General features: G+C 68.5%; 22 protein-coding genes. 6 read left to right on the top strand and 16 right to left on the bottom strand.

Features of this window, described 5'->3' with window-relative positions:
• Window positions 1-181: 181 nt before the first annotated feature.
• A complete protein-coding gene (locus G3M57_RS21490; RefSeq protein ID WP_056751824.1) occupies window positions 182-1,141 on the bottom strand; it encodes an alpha/beta fold hydrolase in 960 nt (319 codons plus the stop codon).
• A gap of 81 nt (window positions 1,142-1,222) precedes the next feature.
• On the bottom strand, window positions 1,223-2,017 hold the full coding sequence (locus tag G3M57_RS21495; RefSeq protein ID WP_163232909.1) for a M23 family metallopeptidase: 795 nt from the start codon (window positions 2,015-2,017) through the stop codon (window positions 1,223-1,225).
• A gap of 326 nt (window positions 2,018-2,343) precedes the next feature.
• Between G3M57_RS21495 and G3M57_RS21500 the strand changes: the two genes are divergently transcribed.
• A complete protein-coding gene (locus G3M57_RS21500) occupies window positions 2,344-2,694 on the top strand; it encodes a UrcA family protein (RefSeq protein ID WP_163232911.1) in 351 nt (116 codons plus the stop codon).
• 277 nt (window positions 2,695-2,971) lie between these two features.
• Window positions 2,972-3,316: a UrcA family protein gene (locus tag G3M57_RS21505; protein WP_056751832.1), complete on the top strand. Its 345-nt coding sequence runs from the start codon at window positions 2,972-2,974 to the stop codon at window positions 3,314-3,316.
• Between the two features lie 217 nt (window positions 3,317-3,533).
• Here the strand turns inward: G3M57_RS21505 and G3M57_RS21510 are convergent, their stop codons facing one another.
• The 10 genes from G3M57_RS21510 to G3M57_RS21555 form a co-directional block, all read right to left on the bottom strand.
• Window positions 3,534-4,955, bottom strand: coding sequence for an NAD(P)(+) transhydrogenase (Re/Si-specific) subunit beta (locus tag G3M57_RS21510; RefSeq protein WP_163232913.1), 1,422 nt, complete (start codon window positions 4,953-4,955; stop codon window positions 3,534-3,536).
• A complete protein-coding gene (locus G3M57_RS21515) occupies window positions 4,952-5,269 on the bottom strand; it encodes a hypothetical protein (RefSeq protein ID WP_163232915.1) in 318 nt (105 codons plus the stop codon). The genes G3M57_RS21510 and G3M57_RS21515 overlap by 4 nt, the downstream gene beginning before the upstream one ends.
• Window positions 5,266-6,141 carry a hypothetical protein gene (locus tag G3M57_RS21520; RefSeq protein ID WP_163232917.1) on the bottom strand — a complete coding sequence of 292 codons (876 nt, stop codon included), beginning with the start codon at window positions 6,139-6,141 and terminating at the stop codon, window positions 5,266-5,268. The genes G3M57_RS21515 and G3M57_RS21520 overlap by 4 nt, the downstream gene beginning before the upstream one ends.
• A 28-nt stretch (window positions 6,142-6,169) precedes the next feature.
• Window positions 6,170-7,111, bottom strand: coding sequence for a hypothetical protein (locus G3M57_RS21525; RefSeq protein ID WP_163232919.1), 942 nt, complete (start codon window positions 7,109-7,111; stop codon window positions 6,170-6,172).
• Complete coding sequence (locus tag G3M57_RS21530; RefSeq protein WP_035072226.1) at window positions 7,108-7,443, bottom strand: NAD(P) transhydrogenase subunit alpha part 2; 336 nt, start codon at window positions 7,441-7,443, stop codon at window positions 7,108-7,110. Before G3M57_RS21530 ends, G3M57_RS21525 begins: the two co-directional genes overlap by 4 nt.
• A gap of 154 nt (window positions 7,444-7,597) precedes the next feature.
• On the bottom strand, window positions 7,598-8,737 hold the full coding sequence (locus tag G3M57_RS21535; RefSeq protein ID WP_163232921.1) for a Re/Si-specific NAD(P)(+) transhydrogenase subunit alpha: 1,140 nt from the start codon (window positions 8,735-8,737) through the stop codon (window positions 7,598-7,600).
• Between the two features lie 120 nt (window positions 8,738-8,857).
• A complete protein-coding gene (locus G3M57_RS21540) occupies window positions 8,858-9,088 on the bottom strand; it encodes an aa3-type cytochrome c oxidase subunit IV (RefSeq protein WP_163232923.1) in 231 nt (76 codons plus the stop codon).
• A gap of 60 nt (window positions 9,089-9,148) precedes the next feature.
• The gene (locus tag G3M57_RS21545; RefSeq protein ID WP_163232925.1) at window positions 9,149-10,165 is read right to left on the bottom strand and encodes a glycosyltransferase family 9 protein; all 1,017 of its coding nucleotides are present in this window, start codon (window positions 10,163-10,165) and stop codon (window positions 9,149-9,151) included.
• Between the two features lie 224 nt (window positions 10,166-10,389).
• The gene (locus tag G3M57_RS21550) at window positions 10,390-11,310 is read right to left on the bottom strand and encodes an alpha/beta fold hydrolase (protein WP_163232927.1); all 921 of its coding nucleotides are present in this window, start codon (window positions 11,308-11,310) and stop codon (window positions 10,390-10,392) included.
• A 2-nt stretch (window positions 11,311-11,312) separates the two neighbouring features.
• Window positions 11,313-11,786: a PaaI family thioesterase gene (locus G3M57_RS21555; protein WP_163232929.1), complete on the bottom strand. Its 474-nt coding sequence runs from the start codon at window positions 11,784-11,786 to the stop codon at window positions 11,313-11,315.
• Between the two features lie 128 nt (window positions 11,787-11,914).
• Here G3M57_RS21555 and G3M57_RS21560 point away from each other — a divergent pair, with 128 nt between their 5' ends.
• Both G3M57_RS21560 and G3M57_RS21565 read left to right on the top strand, forming a co-directional pair.
• Window positions 11,915-12,427 (top strand): RNA polymerase sigma factor, encoded by a 513-nt coding sequence (locus tag G3M57_RS21560; RefSeq protein ID WP_163232931.1) that lies wholly within the window; start codon window positions 11,915-11,917, stop codon window positions 12,425-12,427.
• On the top strand, window positions 12,417-13,016 hold the full coding sequence (locus G3M57_RS21565; protein ID WP_163232933.1) for a hypothetical protein: 600 nt from the start codon (window positions 12,417-12,419) through the stop codon (window positions 13,014-13,016). The genes G3M57_RS21560 and G3M57_RS21565 overlap by 11 nt, the downstream gene beginning before the upstream one ends.
• Window positions 13,017-13,131: 115 nt before the next feature.
• On the opposite strand, the gene G3M57_RS21570 is transcribed toward G3M57_RS21565, so the two are convergent.
• The 4 genes from G3M57_RS21570 to G3M57_RS21585 form a co-directional block, all read right to left on the bottom strand.
• Entirely contained in the window at window positions 13,132-13,986 is an 855-nt protein-coding gene (locus tag G3M57_RS21570; RefSeq protein ID WP_056751863.1) for a pirin family protein, read from the bottom strand.
• 154 nt (window positions 13,987-14,140) lie between these two features.
• Window positions 14,141-15,535, bottom strand: coding sequence for an ABC1 kinase family protein (locus G3M57_RS21575; protein WP_163232935.1), 1,395 nt, complete (start codon window positions 15,533-15,535; stop codon window positions 14,141-14,143).
• A 3-nt stretch (window positions 15,536-15,538) separates the two neighbouring features.
• Entirely contained in the window at window positions 15,539-15,901 is a 363-nt protein-coding gene (locus G3M57_RS21580) for a nuclear transport factor 2 family protein (RefSeq protein WP_163232937.1), read from the bottom strand.
• A gap of 11 nt (window positions 15,902-15,912) precedes the next feature.
• Window positions 15,913-17,703: a M3 family oligoendopeptidase gene (locus G3M57_RS21585; protein ID WP_163232939.1), complete on the bottom strand. Its 1,791-nt coding sequence runs from the start codon at window positions 17,701-17,703 to the stop codon at window positions 15,913-15,915.
• Between the two features lie 174 nt (window positions 17,704-17,877).
• On the opposite strand from G3M57_RS21585, the gene G3M57_RS21590 reads away from it, so the two are divergent.
• Together G3M57_RS21590 and G3M57_RS21595 are read left to right on the top strand one after the other, a co-directional pair.
• Window positions 17,878-18,273 carry a hypothetical protein gene (locus G3M57_RS21590; protein WP_163232941.1) on the top strand — a complete coding sequence of 132 codons (396 nt, stop codon included), beginning with the start codon at window positions 17,878-17,880 and terminating at the stop codon, window positions 18,271-18,273.
• Window positions 18,274-18,423: 150 nt separating this feature from the next.
• Window positions 18,424-19,899 carry a sigma-54-dependent transcriptional regulator gene (locus tag G3M57_RS21595; protein WP_056751873.1) on the top strand — a complete coding sequence of 492 codons (1,476 nt, stop codon included), beginning with the start codon at window positions 18,424-18,426 and terminating at the stop codon, window positions 19,897-19,899.
• Window positions 19,900-20,031: the final 132 nt, after the last annotated feature.

The raw sequence follows: 20,031 nt of genomic DNA on the forward strand, positions 1-20,031 counted from the left end.
AGCCCGCGTGGAGCGATCCACGCGGGCTTTGTTTTGGGTGTTGAGTGGGCCGCACGCTCACTTGCCCCCACACCTGACCGCTTCGCGGTCTGTCCGCCCCCACAGGGGGCGGAGCCTTGCGACTCGGGTTCTTCCCCCTGTGGGGGAAAACGGTCGCGAAGCGACCCGTAGGGGGCAAGCGCTAGCCGCCCTTCCCTGTCCCTCCCACGAACTCCACCGCCTTGACGATATGGCCCGCGAACGACTCGCCCAGCAGCCGCGTGTGGCTGGCGGCCTCCACGTGATCCACATAGCCGCGCTTCGACCGCTCGGCCGGCGCGGACTGCATGGCCTTGCGCCGCTCGCGCCCCTTGACCGGTCCGGCCGTGACCACCGCCACCGGCCAGGCCGGATCATAGGCCGGCTCGGCGACCGCCTGCTGGGCCGATTGGGGCCATAGGGCCACTTCGGCGGCGGCGGTGCGGTTGTGGCGGCCGTTGGCGAAGGCCCAGCGCTTCTCGGCCTGGGCGGCGGGCGGCAGGCCGATCTTGTCGCCCAGGCCGGTATGGGCCAGCGGCTTGAACAGCCCCAGCGACGCCCCCCGCGCCGCCCAGCGGGACGCCGCCGTGAAGGCCTTGATGAACGGCTTGAACGCTTCGGTCTCCGAGGCGTCGGCCGTCGCGGCGTCGACCAGCACCAAGCCTGCCACCTGCCTTGGATTGCGGCCGGCGTATTCGCGCAGGCGCAGGCCGGCCATCGAGTGGCCGACCAGGATGAACGGTCCCTTTTCGCCCGAGGCGGCGACCAGCTTCTCGAAGTCCGAGACGATGGCCAGGCCGTCGCGCGGCGCAGGTCCCGGTGGCGAGAAGCCCATGCCGGCCCGGTCATAGGCGCAGGATCGCCAGCCGGCGGCGCTCAGGGCGTCCTGAGTGGCGCCCCAGTCGGCGGCGAAGCCGAAGGCGCCGGCCTCCAGCCAGACCAGCGGCCGCTCGCCTTGGGAGGGCCCTTCGCAGACCAGCCGCAGTTGCCGCCCCTCGCCGATGTCGACCATCCGGCCCCGCGGGACGGGGTGGCTGGCCGCCGACATCAGGCCGCCCGCCGCGATGAAGGAAAGAAGGAGAAGAGCGAATCCGGCAAGGGCGCGTCCGACGAACTTGAGCATGCAAGCACTCTAGACAAGCGACCATGTCCGTCGAGTGACGGCGGCGTGGAAAACCGGTGCAGCGTCTGACCTGCCTTGGACCTAGCCGTCGACGACGTTGATCCGCATACGAACGCGGCCGCCCTTGACGCGGGTGACCACGCCCTCGTCGTCGGCCGCCATCTTGCCGGCCATCTGGGCCTTCACGCCTTCCGGCCACCGCGACACCTGGGCCAGGCGCACCTTGCGGCCCACCTTGGCGGCGGCCTTCAGCGGCAGGTCGTCCTTCTCGGCGAAGGTCTTGCCCATGAACAGCGCCGGGTTCAGCGGCTTGCCGGCCTTGTTGCGCAGCTCGAAGTGCAGGTGCGAGCCGGTCGAGCGGCCGCTGTTGCCGACATAGGCTACGGTGGTCCCGCGCTTGACATAGGTCCCGCGCTTGAGGCCCGCGTCTCGGCCCAGATGGGCGTAGAGGGTGCGGAAGCCGTCCTTGTGCGCCACCTCGACGAAACGGCCGTAGGAGCCGCTGACGCCGCTCCTGGTGACGATGCCGTCGGTGACGACATGCACGGGCGCGCCGGCCGGGGCGGCGATGTCGACGCCCTCGTGCAGGCGGCCGTTCTCTTCCCACGGCATCTGGCGCAGGCCGAACGGCGAGTTGATCACCCGGCCCGGCAGCGGGGCGTCAAACACGAAGGCGGGCGGCGGGGGCGGCGGCGGCTCGGGCGCCGTAACGGGCGCGACCGCGGGAGCCGGGGCGGGCTTGTCCAGGTCGGCGTTCATCGCGCCGATGGCCGTGACGGCGTTGACCATGCCCCAGACCACGATGGCCCCACCTGCCGCGGCGAAGGCGGCCAGGGAGTAGGGAGAGGCGGTTGCGGCCAGGACTCGTGACGCCAAGAGCGATCCTCACAGACGGTCGGTCGACCCAAGGGACCGCGCCAAAGCGCGCTTCCATCCCACAGGCGACCTTTCGGGATGATGAAGGCGGGCTCTATGACGCGCCCATGCGGCGAAAAGGCGGCGCACCTTAACCATTCGTCAAGCATGACCCTGAATCAGCCGACAGACGTTCGGCGAAACATTACGGGATGTTCAGAACATTACTTCGCGTACACTTCTTTAATTACACGTCATGAAGGACACGTAACGAGTATTCGCGAGAAGTTGAGAGTATATCTTTGGACATGGGGCGCAGGGACGCGCCGGGACAAAGGAACACTCCAATGCGCAAGTTCATGACCAGCCTGGCCGCCGTGGCCACCGTCACCCTCGCCGCCGTGCCCGCCCTGGGCCTGCTGCAGGCCGCCCACGCCGCCGAGCCGACCGCCACGGTTTCCCTGGTCGGCCTGAACCTCTCCAACCCCGCCCACGCCGCCGAATTCCTGGCTCGCGTTGACACCGCCGGCGAACGCGTCTGCGGGGCTAAGGCCCGCACCAACCCGGGTGGCGATTTCACGATGGCCGGCTGCAAGGTCGCGGTCCGCAGCCAGGCCGCCTCGCAACTGTCCAGGAGCCAGCGCCAAAGCCTGCACATGGCCAGCCGCGCCGCCCCGGTGACCGTCGCCGTCCGCTGAGCGACCGCATGACGCGCCAAAAGCAAAAGCCCCCGGATGGTAACATTCGGGGGCTTTTTCAGCACCAAGCGCCACCTTAGAGACGGCGAACCTTAACTATTGACGAAGCATAACCATAGCTGGACGATACGCAAAATCTCCCATATCATCTATAATACTCAATATTATCTTTCCTAAATTCCTTGTCATGAATGAAATGTGATGAGTATTTACAATAATACGAGAGTACACCCTTTGGCGCCGGGAGAAACAAGCACCAAATCGAGGGACAACTCCAATGCGCGAGTTCATCATCAGCTTGACTATCGCCTCCGCCCTGGCCCTGACCGCCGTTCCGACCCAAGGCCTGACCCAGGCCCCCGCCGCATCGACCGCCCGCATCTCGTTCGTCGGCCTGAATCTGGCGACCCCCGCCGACGCCGCCAAGTTCGCCGCCCGCGTCAACGCGACCGCCGAAGACGTCTGCCACGACATGGCGCGCGGCAATCCGAATGGCGCGTTCACCATGGCCGGCTGCAAGCGCGCCGTCCGCCAGCAAGCCATGTCGCAACTGTCCAAGGATCAGCGGCAAAGCCTGCGGATCGCGTCGCGCGCCAACACCGTCGCGCTCGCCAGCCGCTGAGACCCGCACGACCTCTGCGACCCGTCAAAAAGCAAAGCTCCGGACGGGGTCCCGTCCGGAGCTTCTTCTTTTCGAAAACACCCCGCCGCGTACCTGAGGCGCCTTGGCGCGCGCCCTCCACACCTGGGACGGATAGAGGGGTTCCGGGCACAAGGCCCGGAATGGCGGAGCTAGTTTGGATCGCCTTGGGACAGCGACGAACCCGTCCCTCGCCGCCTCACAGCCCCTTGACGATCCCCTCGACCATCTTCTTGGCGTCGCCGAACAACATCATGGTGTTGTCGCGGAAGAACAGCTCGTTCTCCACGCCCGCATAGCCGCTGGACATGCCGCGCTTGATGAACAGCACGGTGCGGGCCTTCTCGACGTCCAGGATCGGCATGCCGAAGATCGGGCTCTGCGGATCGGTCTTGGCCGCCGGGTTGGTGACGTCGTTGGCGCCGATCACGAAGGCCACGTCGGCGGTCGAGAACTCGCTGTTGATGTCCTCCAGCTCGAACACCTCGTCATACGGGACGTTGGCCTCGGCCAGCAGCACGTTCATGTGGCCGGGCATGCGGCCGGCGACGGGGTGGATGGCGTACTTCACCTCCACGCCCTCCTCCTTCAGCTTGTCGCACATTTCGCGCAGGATGTGCTGGGCCTGGGAGACGGCCATGCCGTAGCCGGGGACGATGATCACCTTGCTGGCGTTCTTCATGATGAAGGCCGCGTCGTCGGCCGAGCCCTGCTTGACCGGGCGCGTCTCGACCTTGCCGCCGGGGCCCGCCGCGGCCGCGGCGTCGGCGCCGAAGCCGCCCAGGATCACCGAGATGAAGCTGCGGTTCATGCCCTTGCACATGATGTAGGACAGGATCGCGCCCGAGCTGCCAACCAGGGCGCCGGTGATGATCAGGGTGGTGTTCTCCAGCGTGAAGCCCAGGGCGGCCGCGGCCCAGCCCGAATAGCTGTTCAGCATCGAGACCACGACGGGCATGTCGGCCCCGCCGATCGGGATGATCAGGGTGACGCCGATCAGCAGGCTCAGGGCGAAGATCGCCCAGAACGCCCAGATCGCCGAGCCGCCCGAGATCACCAGCACCACCACCATGGCGACGATGGCCAGGGCGATGACGATGTTCAGCAGGTGGCGGGCCGGCAGCAGGATCGGCGCGCCGCCCATGTTGCCGTTCAGCTTGGCGAAGGCGATGACCGAGCCGGTGAAGGTGATGGCGCCGATGGCCAGGCCCAGCGACAGCTCGATCAGGCTGTTGAGGTGCACGTGGCCGTTCTCGCCGACGATGCCGTAGGCCGCCGGGGTGTAGATCGCCGCCACGGCCACCAGGCAGGCGGCCATGCCGACCAGGCTGTGGAACGCCGCCACCAACTGCGGCATCGAGGTCATGGCCACCTTGCGGGCGATCACCGCCCCCACCGTGCCGCCAACCGCGATGCCGCCCAGGATCAGGCCGATCGTCACGGGATCCAGCGCGCCCTGCTTCCACAGGGTGGCCAGGGTGGTCAGCACGGCGATGCCCATGCCGATCATGCCGTTGCGGTTGCCCGCCTGGCTGGTCACCGGGCTGGACAGCCCGCGCAGCGCCAGGATGAAGAGCACCCCCGACACGATGTAGAGGATGGCGGCGAGATTGGCGTTCATTCGGAAGTCCCCATTTCCGGGTGAGACTTGGCGGCCGCTTTGCGACCCTTGACGATTTGCCAGCTGAAGAGGCCGGCCAAGGCGAGAAAGACCCAGTTCATCGGTCGCGCGGGCTGCAGCGCCAGCAGGACAAGCACGTAGGCCACCCATCCGATCCAGACGAGAACCGCGAACGGGCGGAAGATCCAGCGGCGCATCCAGGCCTTGACCGGAGGCGGCGTGACGGTTCCGGCCAGGCCAAAACCCACCAGCAAAGCGGCCAGGATCAGCGGCAGCACGGTCATCAGGATGTCGGAGTCGAGCGCACCGTTCATGCCTTGCCTCTCGAAGCCAGTTCCGGTGCGGCGTTGACGCCGAACCGGGGCGGATGGCCCGAAGGCAGGCCGGAGAGGTCGTAGCGCGGCGGTTCGTAGTGGTTGGCCGCCGTATAGGGCGCGGCGAAGCGAGGTTGTCCGTCAGGGCCGGTCAACTCTTCCTCGCGCACGAAGAAGGCGTTGGCGCCGGACAGATTGCAGCCGACCAGGGCGTAGCCCTTGGCCCGGCCCAGGGCCTCCAGGCTGCTGAGGCTGGCGCTGTGATAGTTGCCGCCGTCCCAGACCCGGTCGGCCTTGTACTCGGCGACGAAGGCGACGGGCGGCGGATAGGCGGCGTTGTATTCGACGATCACGACGCGCGGGCGAACGGCGGTGATCGCCTGCCAGATCCAATAGTCGTTGCCGTCAATGTCGATCGACAGCAGGTCGACGCTGGCCGGCTTGTCGGCCGTGCCGCCGACCCAAGGACCGAGCAGGCCGTCGATGTTCTCGGCGGTGACGAAGGCCTTCCGGACGGTCAGCCGGCCCTGCCCCACGGCCACGGCGTGATGGCCCTTGGCCGCTTCGACATACTTGTCCGAACCATCCAGCCACAGGCCGCTCCAACCGGCCATCAGCAAGAGAGCCGTGTTGCACTCCACCCCCGCCTGGACGCCGAACTCGATGAACCGCCGGTCGCCCTCGCCGATGCGGTTGAAGATCTCGAGAACGATGCCGTCCTCGTCGTTCTGGCTGTAGGTCTTGCGGCCATGGGCGATCAACCGCCCGGGCTCGCGGGCCCGGGGCGAGGCGCGCAGCTCGTCCCACCAGCACTCCAGCGCGATGCGGTTGGCGACCTGAGCCTGTTTGACGATGCGCTTGCCACCGAACATCAGCACCCGCTCCCTGAAAACGACCAGCTCATGGACGGACCTCGCCCGGGGGAGCATCGGCGGGCAACAGCGCGAAGATCGAAGTCTGGAGAGCCGGGTCGTTGGGACGGCCGTAGGTGGCCGCCAGCATCATCAGCTTACGTCCGGCCGGAAACGGCTGGCTGGTCTCCGCAGAGGCCAGACCCGTGGCGTCCACCCGCACCGTGGTCGCCATTGGCCCTAAGGTCAGGACTTGAGGCCCCAAGGCTTTCAGGTCGATCGCCGTCCGCTCCCTGTAAGCGGTGATCTTGAAGCCCACCATCAGCGTTCCGCACTGGCCCCATGTCCATTCCTTGGTTGGGGCGGTCATGGCGTCTGGCGCACAGATGCGCAGCGCGACGGATGCCTGGGGCCGGGCCAGGGGCGGATCGACGTAAAAGTAGTCGATAGCGATCCGCCCGGCGGGGATGTCCTCGGGGCGGATCGGGCTGTAGGGCACCTTGGCGGGGGCCCAGCGCCAGGCGTTAGGCTTCAGTTCGTAGGCGGTGCGGGCCCGCGACGCGGAGTCGACCAACGCTTGCCCGTCGAACACTCCGTCATGATCGGTGTCGCGGAAGCAGACGCCGACATCCCCCTTCAGGAAGATGCCAATGGCGCCGTTGGAACCCGGCGCGCAGAACACGTCGCTCTCGGCGATCACGGCCTTAGCGAACACCGCGCCATCCGGAAAGGCGATTGTGCGCCCGGTGGCGTCCGGCAACTGATAGGCGGACGTCAGACGAACCGCCGCTTCGGATCGGAAAGCCTGGCTGAATAGGTCTCCGCCACTGGCGACAGCGGTCGTCGAGGTCGTCGTCGGCGGCTCGACGATGATCGGGAAAAGCAGCAGGGGTCGGCCGCTCGCGGACGGCTCGGCCGCCTCCGCGCCCGAACCCGTCACGAACAGCGCAACCAGCAGCCCGAGGGCTGAAAGGGCGCTGTGTCGGCTCACTTCTTCTCTTTCTTCTTGTACATGGCCAGCATCCGGTTGGTGACCAGGAAGCCGCCGAAGATGTTGACCGCGGCGAAGGCGGCGGCGATGGCGCCGGCTCCCTTGGAGATCCAGGTCGAGGCGGCGACCGTGCCGCCCGACAGGTCGCTGTGGGCCCCATGCGCGGCGGCCGCCAGCAGCGCGCCGACGATGATCACCGACGAGATGGCGTTGGTCACGGCCATCAGCGGCGTATGCAGAGCCGGCGTCACGCTCCACACCACGTAATAGCCCACGAAGATGGCGAGCACGAAGATCGCCAGGCGGAACACGGTGGGGTCGACGGCTTCCATATTCAGGCTCCTGGCTCAGTGCGTCCTTCGAGGCCTTCGCTGCGCGAAGGCGCCTCAGGATGAGGAAGTTGGATGGCTCGGTCTTCGCGGTAGAACCTCATCCTGAGGTGCGAGCGAAGCGAGCCTCGAAGGACGAGGTTCGGCCCCACGGCCATCAGCCCTGCAGGCTCGGATGCACCACCGCCCCGCCCTGGGTGACCAGGGCCGCCTTGAGGATCTCGTCCTCGAAGTCGGGGGCGAAGGCGCCCTCCTTGTTCAGGAACAGGCCCGATAGGGCGAACAGGTTGCGGGCATAGAGCGCGCTGGCGTCGGTGGCGATGCGGCCGGGCAGGTTGGGGATGCCCAGGATCTTGACGCCGTTGGCCGTGACCGCCGTCTCGCCCAGCTTGCCGCCGACCACGTTGCCGCCGGCTTCGATGGCCAGGTCGACCAGCACGGAACCCGGCTTCATCGAGGCGACCTGCTCGGCCGAGACCAGCTTGGGGGCCGGGCGGCCCGGGATCAGGGCCGTGGTGATGACGATGTCCTGCTTGGCGATGTGCGCGGAGACCAGCTCGGCCTGCTTGGCCTGGTACTCCTTCGACATTTCCTTGGCGTAGCCGCCAGCGGTTTGGGCGTTCTTGAACTCCTCGTCCTCGACAGCCAGGAACTTGGCGCCCAGCGACTCGACCTGTTCCTTGGTGGCGGGACGCACGTCGGTGGCGGTGACCACCGCGCCCAGGCGGCGGGCGGTGGCGATGGCCTGCAGGCCGGCCACGCCCACGCCCATGATGAACACCTTGGCCGCGGCGACAGTGCCGGCGGCGGTCATCATCATCGGCAGGGCCTTGCCATAGGCCTCGGCCGCCTCGATCACGGCGCGATAGCCGGCGAGGTTGGCCTGGGAGGACAGCATGTCCATCACCTGGGCCCGGGTGATGCGCGGGATGAACTCCATGGCCAGGGCGCTGGCGCCGGCCTTGGCCAGGGCGTTCAGCGTGTCCTTATCCTGGTGCGGGTTCAGCGCGGCCGCGACGATAGCGCCGGTCTTCAGGGCGGCGATCTCGGCGGCTTCCGGCGCGCGGACCTTGAACAGGACGTCGGCGTCCTTGATGGCGTCCTTGGCCGTCTTGGCCAGCTTGGCGCCGGCCGCCTCGTAGTCGGCGTCGGGGTAGGAGGCCGCAGTCCCCGCCCCGGCCTCGACCACAACCGAGAAGCCGGCCGCGGCCAGCTTCTTGACGGTCTCGGGCGTGGCCGCGACCCGGGTTTCACCACCGCGGGTCTCTTTCGTGACGGCGATAACGGCCATCGGCATACCCCTCCCAAGGACGCTGTTTGCTCAGACGAGCTTGCGCGTCTCTCTAGGGGATGTTCTTGCCCGATGTCGAGCCTTACGCTCGCGTTAGGGGCAAAAAAATACCGATGTCTACCGGTGTCAGTGGGCCGAGGCGGGCTTTTCGCGCAGGAACACGACGCCAAGGATCGCAAGTACGATTCCCGGGATCACTCCGCCGATGAAGCCGGCCGAGGTGCAGAACCACAGGGTGATGGTCAGCAGCAGCACGGCGACGGCCAGCGAGCCCCACTTGGTCATCTTGCCAAAGGCTTCGAAGGTCGCGGACTGTTCGTGGATGTCCATTTCACCGCGTTGGTAGTCGCCGGCCATGTCAGTTTCCTGGGTGGAATTAAAAAACGCCCCGCCGCTTACAACGTGCGGGCCGCCGGCTCAAGCCGCCCGGATGTCGCGGTTGGCCCAACCCTCCTGGGTGAACCGCGTTCGAACAGCGGAGACCGCCTGGTCGACCGAAATATCGGCGATCCGGCCTTCTCCGCCGTCGAGGCGGCTGAGCCAGCGCGAATAGGCCGGCACCGGGCTGGTGCCCATCAGGCCGATGGCCGGGCGGCCGACCGAGGCCGCGACGTTCAGCGGTCCGGAGTCATTGCCCAGGAACCCGGCCGACAGGGCGATCAGGGCTGCGGCCTGGTCCAGCGGCAGGTCGCAGGCCAGCACGTCGCGGCCGGCCACGGGCTGGGCGTCGAGCGTCGGCCCGACGCTCGCGGCGTCGTTCGGGCCGCCCAGCCAGAACACGGTCGGGAACAGGTCGGCCAGGGCCTGGGAGACGGCGGCGAAGCGCTCAGCCGGCCAGGTGCGGGCCGGCTCGCTGGCCCCGACGCCCAGCACCAGCCAAGGACCCGGGCGCTCCCCGAACCGCGCCTCGACGGCGGCCACGGCGTTGGGATCGAGCAACAGGCCCGGCTCGCGGCTGTCGACCTTCAGGCCATGCAGCGCCTCGAAGGCCGCCAGCTTGGTCAGGCGATGCTCGGGCCGCATGGCCTTGGGCAGGAACGGGCCTTGCAGCCACCGCTCCTGGCTCTTGTGCCCCAGGCCAAAGCCCCGCCGCTCGGGCACGCCCGCCAGCCAGGCGGCCTGGGCGGGGCGGCCGATCTTCTCCAGGATCCACACGGCGCGGGGCTTCGCCTCGCGGCAGATGCGCCAGAAGTCGAGCACCTCCCGCACGCCCTTCAGCGATCCTGTGAAATGGCGGGCATAGATCACGCTGGCGATCGTCGGCTCGACGGCCAGCACCTCGGCGGCGCGGCTGGACGGGCGGGCGACCAGCACCACCTGACCCTCGGGCGTGGTCGCGGCGATGGCCCGGAAGGTCGGCAGGTGCCACATCAGGTCGCCGATGCCCCGGTCGGGCGCGTAGACGAGGACGGGGCCGGGATGCTGGGCGGTCATGCGACGGGCTTAGCGGGCGCTTGCGAGGTTGTCATCTCGTCCTCCCCTCCCAACCGTCATTCCGGGCCTTGTGCCCGGAACTCCTTTCTCCGTCGCAGGTGCGGAGGGCTGGCGCGCCTACGCGCCAAGGCGCCTCACCGTCGGCTGGACGAGGGGTTCCGGGCACAAGGCCCGGAATGACGGCACTCTTTATGGGATAGGTGAGGCAGGGGTCCCTTCGAGACCTACGCCCACCCCGCCAGCAGCCCCCGCAGCCCCGCCACGAAGGCCAGCGGCTGGTCGACCATCACGTGGTGGTCGGCGTCGGGGACGATGACGCGCAGGACGCTGTCAGGCATCTCGCCGACCATGTAGTCCACGGTCTCGGCCGGCATCAGGCCCGAGCGCTCGCCCCACATCATCGCCGCCGGACAGGCGATGCGCGGCAGCAGCAGGCCCAGGTCGGGCATCGAGAACCGCTGCCAGATGGCCGGGTCGAACTTCCAGGTCCAGCCGCCCTCGACCGCCTTCAGCGATCCTCGGGCGATGTGGTCGGCGATGTAGAGGTTCTCACAGCCCTGCGGCGGGGCCAGGCGGAAACGGCTCAGCGCCGCCTCCAGGGTCGGATAGACCCGGTTGGCGTCCGGGCGCGAAGGCGGGCCGCGCCAGCGCTTTTCCGGCGGCTGGATGCTGCTGTCGACCATCACGATCCCGCGCAGCCGGTCGGCATGCTCGACGCCGCAATAGAGGGTGGGAAAGCCGCCGAACGAGTGACCGACCAGGATCGGCTTCACACCGCCGACCTCCAGCTGCGCCGCTTCGACCGCCGCGAAGACCTCAGCTGCGAACAGCTGGGCCGAATAGGCTGGCCGCCAGTCCGACCCGCCCATGCCCGACCACGAGATCGCCGCGCACCGCCAGTCCTTCGCGAAGAACGGCGCGATAAAGCTCCACCAGTCGGCGTGGGCGCCGTTGCCGTGCAGGAACAGCAGGCCCGGCTTGCCGACCTCGCCCCAGGTCAGCAGCTCGATCTCCGCGCCCTCGACCGGTATGCGCGAGCGTTCGGGCGCGGCGGCGATCGCCGCCTCGAACCAGGCCGGGGCCGGCGGTCGCTCGCCGTGAAATGGGCCGAGCAGCGAGAGTGGCGCGGGGCGGTCGTCGGCCATGTTCAAGCCTTTTCCCGATAGGCGATCTCGCCTGGACGCGGCGCGCGCGGGGCCAGGGCCTTGAAGACCCCCGTGCCGGTCATCAGGGTCCGCTCGCCGGCCCAGATGCGGCCGCGCACGGTGAACACCAGATCCTGTTCGATGAGCAGCTCGCCCGCCCCTTCGACGAAATCGCCAAGCTGGGCCCCAGACAGGAAATCGCAGTTCAGGCGCACCGTGACCCAGCTGTAGGACTTGCGCAGCGAGATGATCCGCCCCCAGGCCATGTCGGCGAAGCTCATCAGCATGCCGCCGTGGCAATTGCCCAGGCCGTTGGTGTGGTGCTCTTCCACCCGGAAGCCCAGGGTCGCCTCGCCCGGCCCGGCGCGCTGCTCGTACAGCGGCCCGATCTGCCGGCCAAAGCCGCGCGACCAGTTGAGCAGGCTGTAGCCCTCGGGCAGGGCCGCGGCCTGGGCGTCGGTGAGATCGTCGGACATGGGCAAAGTCTAACGAGCGTTTGAAGCCTGGCAAGCGCGACGCTGGGGAAGCCTGGGACGACGCCTTCGCGGTCGGTGTAAGGACGGGACGATCGCCGGCGTCTAACCTTTCGAAAACGGGGCGGACCATGGGCGCTGGACGACAGGAGGACGAGGCTTTCGCGGCGTGGCTGGCGCCGCACCTGGGCGCGCTGCGCCGAACGGCCCGCGCCTTCGCCGCGCCGGCCGACCAGCACGACCTGATGCAGGAGTTGATGCTTGCGGTCTGGCGAGCCCGCCCGCGCTTTCGCGGCGACAGCGCCGACACCACCTTCGTCTACCGCGTCGCCCACAACACCGCCCTGACCTGGAAGCGCGGCGAGAGCCGCCGCCGACGGCGACGCGAGGCGATCGAGGCCGAGATGGCCCTGCGCCTAGAGGCGGACGACACGCCGGAGGCCGACCTGCTGGACCGGCTCTACGACGCCATCCGCACCCTGCCGCCGCTGGACCGCTCGCTGATCCTGCTGTCGCTGGACAGCCAGCCCTACGCCGAGATCGCGCGCGTGCACGGTCTCAGCGAAACCAATGTCGGCGCCCGGCTCAGCCGGATCCGCCGCCGTCTCTCGGACCTCGTGGAGAAGCGCGCCGATGGAGTTTGAGCGTCTCGAACAGGCCTGGCGGTCCCAGGCCAACACCCCCGACCAACAGGCCCAGGCCTATCTGATGGAGCAACTGATGCACGCGCTGAAAGCCCGCCGCCGCGGCGAGATCCTGCTGTTCGCCATCCCCGTCGCGGCCATGGCCCTGTTCACCGCCATCGCCGCGCGCTCGATCCTGATCGGCCAGACCGATCTTGGCCGCGAGTGGGGCGCCCTGGCCATGCTGGGCGTGTGCTGGGCGATGCTGGGGGCGGTGGCGGTCGCCGCCCTGCGAGCCCGGCGGACGCCGGGCGACGGATCGCCGGTGCGCCAGGCGCTGGAGGCCCTGCTGGCCGCCAACCGCCGGGCGCGGGTCAACTACCGGATCTTCTGGATGAGCCTGCCGGTGTTCCTGGTCCCTCTGCTGGTCGCCGTGGTCCAGTTGAACCAGGTCGGCAAGACCACCGACCGCGACATGGGCCAGATGCTGTTGGTGTTCGGCGTCGCCCTGGGGGCCAGCGTCGGCTGGAACGCCTTGCGATTTTTCAAGGTGCTGAAACCGGAACAGCGGCGGCTGGAGGGCTTGCTGGCGGCGTATGAGGGTTCGTGAGGCTCTTGCGTCCTTCGAGGCCCGCTTTCGCGGGCGCCTCAGGATGAGGAGCGTTGTTGCTGAATTCCTCATCCTGAGGTGCGAGGCCCAGCCGAGCCTCGAAGGACGCAGAGCCCTACCCCGCCACGGCCCCGAACTTCCCGGCGTTGTAGTCGTCGATGGCCTGGATGATCTCCTCGCGGGTGTTCATCACGAACGGACCGTGGGCGAAGACCGGCTCGCCGATCGGCTGGGCGTGGCCCAGCAGGACCACCGCCCCGGCCGGGGACTCGAACGCCACCGCGTCGCCGTCGTCGTTCAGTTCGACTAGGTTCCAGCGCGGGGCCGCCTGGCCGCCGACGACAATCTCGCCGGACACCACGTACAGGAACACCGCTCTGCCCTCGGCCACCGGCAGGGTCACGACCCCGCCCGGCGCCAAGCGCACGACGCTCATCTCGATGCCGATCAGCGACGGAAACGGCCCGACCACGCCGTCGACCGCGCCCGAGATCACCTCGATCGTCGCGCCATCGGCCTCGACCTTGGGGATCGCGTCAGCTTGCAGGCCCAGATAGTTCGGATCGGTCATCTTCAGCCGACCCGGCAGGTTGACCCACAGCTGCAGGATCTCCAGCGGCCCGCCCGCCTGTTTGAAGCTGGCCGGCGACAGCTCGGCGTGCACCAGGCCGCGGCCGGCGGTCATCCACTGCACCCCGCCGGGGCCGATCACGCTCTCATGGCCGCCGCTGTCCAGGTGCGAAAGCTCGCCCTCGAGGATGAAGGTCACGGTCTCGAAGCCGCGATGCGGGTGCGGCCCGAACGGCAGGCCGCGATTGTCGGGCGGATAGACCTGCGGGCCGTGGTGATTGAGGAACAGGAACGGATCCAGCTGCGGGATCGCCGGGCCGGGTAGCGGCCGGCGGGTGGTCAGGTCGCCGATGTCGTCGCGCTGGGCGGGGTGGAGGCGCTTTAGGGTGCGAGGGGTCATGATCACCGTTCCATCCACTTCCATTCATCCCGACGAAAGTCGGGACCCAAGCTGACCCTCAGAAGTGCGCTCGTGCGGTTGTGAGCCACCGAGCAAATCTTGAAACTCGGCATGGGTCCCGACTTTCGTCGGGATGAATGGAGTTTGGAGCGGATCACGCCACCCCCGCCCCGCTGAGCACCGCCGCCTGCCGCTGGGCCAGGCCCTCTTCCGAGAAGCCCTCCAGCGAACGCTCGAACAGCGCCTTCCAGTTATGCCTTGCGCCCAGGTGCAGGAAGGCCGCGCCCAGGCCGATGGCGGCGCGATCCATGAACACGAACTCGCGGGGGATCAGCACCGGGCCTTTCGCCTTCAAGGCCTGGCGCACCTTGAAGGCCTCGCGGCGGCCGTACTCGCCGGGCGGCACATCGTCGGCGACGCTGCGCACCCGGTCGTCCAGCAAGGGACCGTAGATAAACCGGGCCCAGACGTTCAGCACGTCGACAAGGTCGTCATTGAGGTTGGCGAAGCCCCAACTGCGATAGGCCTCGACCTGCTCGGCGCGGTCGTCGTTCGAGAGCGCGCGGTACAGCCGCACCACGCCGCCCACGAACTTCGGCGGGAAGATGCGGATGCAGCCGAAGTCCAGCAGGTTCAGATGCGACGCGTCTCGCCATCCATCGGGGCCGCCCCCGGTCCCGCCGAAGGTGTAGTTGCCCAGGTGCGGGTCGCCGTGGATGATCCCCAGGTGGGTCATCGGGCTCCACCAGGCCTCGAACAGCAGGGCGGCGATCCGGTCGCGGGTGTCCTGCGGCGCGTCCTTGAAGGCCAGCAGGCCCCGCCCCTCCAGCCAGGTCATGCTGAGCAGGCGCCGGGTTGACAGGGCGGGCACGGGCTCGGGAACCCGGATGTCGTCGCGGCCGGTGAAGAAGGCGCCATAGACGGCCATCAGCCTGGCCTCGCGCTCGTAGTCCAGCTCCTCGCGCAGCCGGTCGCCGACCTCGACGATCATCTCGGTCGGGTCGATCGAGCCGTCCATCCGCTTGAACAGGCCGATGAGGGCCCGCAATTGGCCCAGGTCGCTTTCGACCGCGCTCTGCATGTCCGGATACTGCAGCTTGACCGCCAGGGCGCGGCTGTCGGGGGCGATCGCGCGGTGCACCTGGCCCAGAGAGGCGGCGGCGGCGGCCTCGTGCTCGAAACTCTGGAACCGGGACGCCCAGTCCGGCCCCAGCTCGGCGGCCATCCGTCGGCGGACGAACGGCCAGCCCATGGCCGGGGCGTTGGTCTGCAGCTCGGCCAACTCGGCGGCGAACTCCGGCGGCAACAGGTCCGGCACCGTGGCGAACATCTGGGCCGCCTTCATCAGCGGGCCCTTGAGGCCGCCCAGGGCCGCCTTCAGCGCCTTGGCGTTGCGGGCGTCGGCGCTGTCGCCGCCGAACAGGCTGTTGGCGCCGTAGCTGACCGCCGCCCCCGACAGGCCCGCCCCGACCCTGGCGAAGCGCGACATGCGGCCGGCCAGGCGATTGCGTTCGGGGTCTTTCGAGGGGCCGCGCGGATCGTCAGCCATCGCCTAGCCGAACTGCCGGGAGTCGTAGAAGAAGCGCTCACGAACGATCCTATCGCCCTCCCAGACCTGGTGGGTCAGCTCTTCGAACCGAAGCGTCTCGCCGGTCTTGTTGGTCATCAGGAACACCCACTGGATGACGACATCGTCGCCGTCATGCAGCACCATGACCGCCGGCTGGGTGTCCATCTTCGACAACCGCGCCAGGGCGGCCGCCTCGTGCGCGACCAGGACGTCGCGACCCACGCGCGGCGGGGCGTTGTTCTCCTGCATCGAGGCGTGCGGCGCATAGAAGCGCTCGATCGCCTCGACATGCTCGTTGCGTTCGACGGTGGCGATGAACTCCGCCAGGCGTTCCTTGGTGGGCATTTAGGTTCCGATCACACGAGGGCTTCGAATTCGTCCACCAGGCGCTCCAGCTGGGCGCAGCCCGCGGCCCAGAACGCCTTTTCGCGCGGGTTCAGGCCGAACGGCTTGAGGGCCTCGACATAGGTGCGCGTGCCGCCGGCGGCCAGCAGGTCCTCATAAAGCGGCGCGAAGGTTTCCGGGTCCTCGCGGCGCTTCTCCATCAGGCCCCGCACCAGGAGGTCGCCGAACGCGTAGGCGTAGACATAGAACGGCGCGTGCACGAAGTGGCTGACATAGGCCCAGTAGTGCTCGTAGCCTTCGTTCAGGGTCACGGCCGGGCCCAGGCTCTCGGCCATCACCTCGACCCACAGCCGGCCGATCTGGTCGGGCGACAGCTCGCCGTCCTTGCGGGCCTCGTGGAAGCGCCGCTCGAACCGGTGGAAGGCGATCTGGCGGACCACGGTGTTGAGCCCATCCTCGATCTTGCCGGCCAGCAGCCCCATGCGGTCCTTGGGCGTCGCCTCGGCCAGCAGGCGGTCGAACACCAGGCCCTCGCCGAAGATCGAGGCGGTCTCCGCCAGGGTCAGGGGGGTGTCGGCCAGCAGGGTGCCCAGCGGCGCGCACAGGGTCTGGTGCACGGCATGGCCCAGCTCATGGGCCAGGGTCAGCACGTCGCGCCGCTCGCCCATGTAGTTCATGAACACATAGGGGTGCCGCTCGGCGGTGACCGGATGCGAATAGGCGCCCGACTGCTTGCCGGCCCGCGGCCGGGCGTCGATCCACGGCTTGTCGAAGAAGGTCGCCGCCGTATCGGCGAACTTCGGGGCCAGGGCCTGGAAGCTGTCCAGCACCACCGCCTTGGCCTCGGTCCAGTCATAGGTGCGCGGCGCGGCGGCGGTCAGAGGAGCGTTGCGGTCCCAGTAGTCGAGGGTCTTGCGGCCCATGACCTTGGCCTTCAGGGCGTAGTAGCGGTGCGACAGGCGCGGATAGGCCTCGACCACCGCCTGCTCCAGGGCGTCGACCGCGTCGGCGTCGACCTCGTTGGCCAGGTGGCGCGACTGGGCGGGATTTTCGAACCGACGCCAGCGGTCCTCGACCTGCTTTTCGAAGGCCAGGGTGTTGAGCACCAGGCCTTGGGACGAGGCGCGCCCCTCCAGCGCCTTGGCCAGGCCATCGGCGGCGGCCTTGCGGCGCTTGCCATCGGGATCGGACAGGCGGTTCAGGGCCTCGGGCAGGGTCAGGGTCTCGTCGCCGACCTTGGCTTGAAGCTTGGCCAGCGTCTCGTCATACAGCCGTACCCAGTTGCTGACGGCCGGGCCGCGGTCGACGATGTAGCGCTCCAGGTCGGGCGTCAGCTCGTGCGGACGCGACAGGCGCAGGCGGCGCAGCCAGGGAATCCAGCGGGCCGCGGCCGGATAGGCCTTCAGCGCCGCCTCCAGTTCGCCGTCCTCCAGCTGGTTCAGCTCCAGCGAGAAGAACAGGCTCTCGGCGGCGATGGCCGAGGAACGGGCCCGCAGGTCCGCCTCGAACTTGGCCCAGGCCGGGTCGTCGCGCGCGGTCGAGGCGGCCAGGCCCGCATAGGCCCCCACGCCCCACAGGCCGTTGGTGGCCTGCTCGTACAGCCGGATCCCGCGATCCAGCAGCACGCCCAGGCGCTCGGGCTCGCCGCGGGCCTGGAGGAACAGGCCCTCCAGCGAAGCCAGCTCGTCGTTGGCGGCCTTGGCCGCAGCCAGGTCGGTCTCGATCTTCGGATCGTCGCGACCAGCATAGAGGTCGGCGAGATTCCACTCGGGCAGGGTTTCGGTCTTGAAGGGCGCGTTCATGGCCAAGGGATATGGCCCCGCCGAAAGACGCGCGCAATCGTGGCCGCAGCTTTCCGTCGCGAGGGCGGCTCGCCGCATTACCGCGAATTAAAGGGCGTGACGGCGAGTCGCGCCTTAGGATACCGCCGGTCGGCGAGGGCCGCCGTAGAGGGACCGGGGACGAGGGGCGCATTGATGATCAGGATCACCGCTTCTCTCGCCCTGGCCGTGAGCCTCGTCGCCGCGCCGTCCGCGATGGCGACCGACAAGCCCCAGCCGATGGGCTGGCTGGCCCAGACGCTCCGCAGCGCCGTGGTGTTCCACAGCTGCACCGAGCGGCTGAAGGAGAAGTTCAACATCGGGCCGCTGGACGGCATCGACATCACCCACATGGATTCCGACGGCGACCCGGCGGGGGTCATGGACGTCAAGTTCGAGGCCGTCACGATCGAGAAGAAGACCCAGCGCAAGAGCCGCTTCGTCGGCGTCTGCCATGTCGGTCGCGAGGGCGAGACCCGGATCGACGCGCGCCTGATCAGCCAGAACGGCGGGGCGGTTCGTCGCGTGCCGCCAGGCAGGATCGCGGGCTGAGACGGCGGATGGTCATACCCCGTTAAGGGCGATCGTTAACCCCTGACTCACGTCTCCGAAACCCGGTCTTTACCCCGCGCCTGTATCACTCTGAACCAACAAGAGCCCTGTCCCATGTCGGACGCGGCCGGTTCACGTGGGTGTCTGCAAATGTCCAAGACGGTTCTCGTCGTCGATGACGATCCGACTCAGCGTCGGCTGATCCAGGCCGTGCTCGAGCGCGAGGGCTTCTCGGTGTCGCACGCCGAGAACGGCGACGCGGCCATGGCCCACCTGGCCAGCGGCGCCCCCGTGGACGTCGTGCTGCTGGACCTGGTGATGCCAGGCCTGTCGGGCCAGGACACCCTGAAGGAGATGCGGGCGCGCGGGTTTGTCCAACCCGTGATCGTTCTTACCGCATCAGGCGGCGTCGACACCGTGGTCAAGGCCATGCAGGCCGGCGCCACCGACTTCTTCATCAAGCCGGCCTCTCCCGAGCGGATCACCGTCTCGATCCGCAACGCCCTGTCGATGGGCGACCTGAAAGGCGAGGTCGAGCGCCTGACCAAGCGGGCCGGCAACCGCACCACCTTCGCCGACCTGATCGGAACCTCGCCCGCCATGACCCTGGTCAAGCGCATGGGCGAGCGGGCCGCCAAGAGCTCCATTCCCATCCTGATCACCGGCGAGAGCGGGGTCGGCAAGGAGCTGATCGCCCGCGCCGTGCACGGCGGCTCCGAACGGGCCGGCAAGCCGTTCGTGGCCGTCAACTGCGGGGCCATTCCGGAGAACCTGGTCGAGTCGATCCTGTTCGGCCACGAGAAGGGCAGCTTCACCGGCGCCACCGACAAGCACCTGGGCAAGTTCAAGGAGGCCGACGGCGGCACCCTGTTCCTCGACGAGGTCGGCGAACTGCCGCTGGACATGCAGGTCAAGCTGCTGCGCGCGCTGCAGGAGGGCGAGATCGACCCGATCGGCTCCAAGCGCTCGCAGAAGGTGGACGTGCGCATCGTTTCGGCCACCAACCGCGACGTCGCCCACGCGGTGTCGCAGGGCCGGTTCCGCGAGGACCTCTACTACCGCCTGAACGTCTTCCCGATCGAGGCCCCGTCCCTGCGCGAGCGCCGCGAGGACATCCCCGCCCTGGTCGAGGCCTTCGTCCGCCGCTTCAACGTCGAGGAAGGCAAGCGGGTGGTCGGCGCCGCGCCGGAGACCCTGAAGCTGCTCGGCGCCTTCGACTGGCCCGGCAATGTCCGCCAGTTGGAGAACGCGGTCTATCGCGCCATCATCCTGGCCGACGCGCCCTATCTGCAGCCCTACGACTTCCCGGCCATCTCGGGGATCGTCGCGCCGCCGCCGGAAGCCATGACCGCGACGGCCGTCCAGCCCGACCTGCCGGCCGTGCTGCAGGCCGCCCACGCCGCCATGGCCCGCACCCCGGCCCCTGAGTCGCCGGTCCGCATCCTCGACGACCGCGGCCACCTGCGGACGCTGGAGGAGATCGAACGCGACCTGATCCAGCACGCCATCGAGGTCTATGCCGGCCACATGTCGGAAGTGGCCCGCCGCCTGGGCATCGGCCGCTCGACCCTCTACCGCAAGGTCCGCGAACAGGGCATCGACGTGGACTTCAAGGAAGCAAGCTAATTCCCTTCTCCCCTTGCGGGAGAAGGTGTCAGCGAAGCTGACGGATGAGGGGTCTCTCAAACATCGAAAGCCGCGCCAGCCGAAAGGCCGAGCGCGGCTTTTGCGTTTATCGACGCCTTGTCTGTTGGAGAA

Source organism: Caulobacter rhizosphaerae (assembly GCF_010977555.1).
Taxonomy (GTDB): domain Bacteria; phylum Pseudomonadota; class Alphaproteobacteria; order Caulobacterales; family Caulobacteraceae; genus Caulobacter; species Caulobacter rhizosphaerae.

What these genes read in the sequence shown, in the direction of transcription:
- G3M57_RS21580 (WP_163232937.1), bottom strand. Translation starts at nt 15,901, where the DNA reads ATGCCCACCAAGGAACGCCTGGCGGAGTTCATCGCCACCGTCGAACGC.
- G3M57_RS21585 (WP_163232939.1), bottom strand. Translation starts at nt 17,703, where the DNA reads ATGAACGCGCCCTTCAAGACCGAAACCCTGCCCGAGTGGAATCTCGCC.
- G3M57_RS21520 (WP_163232917.1), bottom strand. Translation starts at nt 6,141, where the DNA reads ATGTTCGGTGGCAAGCGCATCGTCAAACAGGCTCAGGTCGCCAACCGC.
- G3M57_RS21535 (WP_163232921.1), bottom strand. Translation starts at nt 8,737, where the DNA reads ATGCCGATGGCCGTTATCGCCGTCACGAAAGAGACCCGCGGTGGTGAA.
- G3M57_RS21555 (WP_163232929.1), bottom strand. Translation starts at nt 11,786, where the DNA reads ATGTCCGACGATCTCACCGACGCCCAGGCCGCGGCCCTGCCCGAGGGC.
- G3M57_RS21500 (WP_163232911.1), top strand. Translation starts at nt 2,344, where the DNA reads ATGCGCAAGTTCATGACCAGCCTGGCCGCCGTGGCCACCGTCACCCTC.
- G3M57_RS21505 (WP_056751832.1), top strand. Translation starts at nt 2,972, where the DNA reads ATGCGCGAGTTCATCATCAGCTTGACTATCGCCTCCGCCCTGGCCCTG.
- G3M57_RS21570 (WP_056751863.1), bottom strand. Translation starts at nt 13,986, where the DNA reads ATGACCCCTCGCACCCTAAAGCGCCTCCACCCCGCCCAGCGCGACGAC.
- G3M57_RS21490 (WP_056751824.1), bottom strand. Translation starts at nt 1,141, where the DNA reads ATGCTCAAGTTCGTCGGACGCGCCCTTGCCGGATTCGCTCTTCTCCTT.
- G3M57_RS21590 (WP_163232941.1), top strand. Translation starts at nt 17,878, where the DNA reads ATGATCAGGATCACCGCTTCTCTCGCCCTGGCCGTGAGCCTCGTCGCC.
- G3M57_RS21560 (WP_163232931.1), top strand. Translation starts at nt 11,915, where the DNA reads ATGGGCGCTGGACGACAGGAGGACGAGGCTTTCGCGGCGTGGCTGGCG.
- G3M57_RS21550 (WP_163232927.1), bottom strand. Translation starts at nt 11,310, where the DNA reads ATGGCCGACGACCGCCCCGCGCCACTCTCGCTGCTCGGCCCATTTCAC.
- G3M57_RS21595 (WP_056751873.1), top strand. Translation starts at nt 18,424, where the DNA reads ATGTCCAAGACGGTTCTCGTCGTCGATGACGATCCGACTCAGCGTCGG.
- G3M57_RS21565 (WP_163232933.1), top strand. Translation starts at nt 12,417, where the DNA reads ATGGAGTTTGAGCGTCTCGAACAGGCCTGGCGGTCCCAGGCCAACACC.
- G3M57_RS21540 (WP_163232923.1), bottom strand. Translation starts at nt 9,088, where the DNA reads ATGGCCGGCGACTACCAACGCGGTGAAATGGACATCCACGAACAGTCC.
- G3M57_RS21545 (WP_163232925.1), bottom strand. Translation starts at nt 10,165, where the DNA reads ATGACCGCCCAGCATCCCGGCCCCGTCCTCGTCTACGCGCCCGACCGG.
- G3M57_RS21510 (WP_163232913.1), bottom strand. Translation starts at nt 4,955, where the DNA reads ATGAACGCCAATCTCGCCGCCATCCTCTACATCGTGTCGGGGGTGCTC.
- G3M57_RS21575 (WP_163232935.1), bottom strand. Translation starts at nt 15,535, where the DNA reads ATGGCTGACGATCCGCGCGGCCCCTCGAAAGACCCCGAACGCAATCGC.
- G3M57_RS21515 (WP_163232915.1), bottom strand. Translation starts at nt 5,269, where the DNA reads ATGAACGGTGCGCTCGACTCCGACATCCTGATGACCGTGCTGCCGCTG.
- G3M57_RS21530 (WP_035072226.1), bottom strand. Translation starts at nt 7,443, where the DNA reads ATGGAAGCCGTCGACCCCACCGTGTTCCGCCTGGCGATCTTCGTGCTC.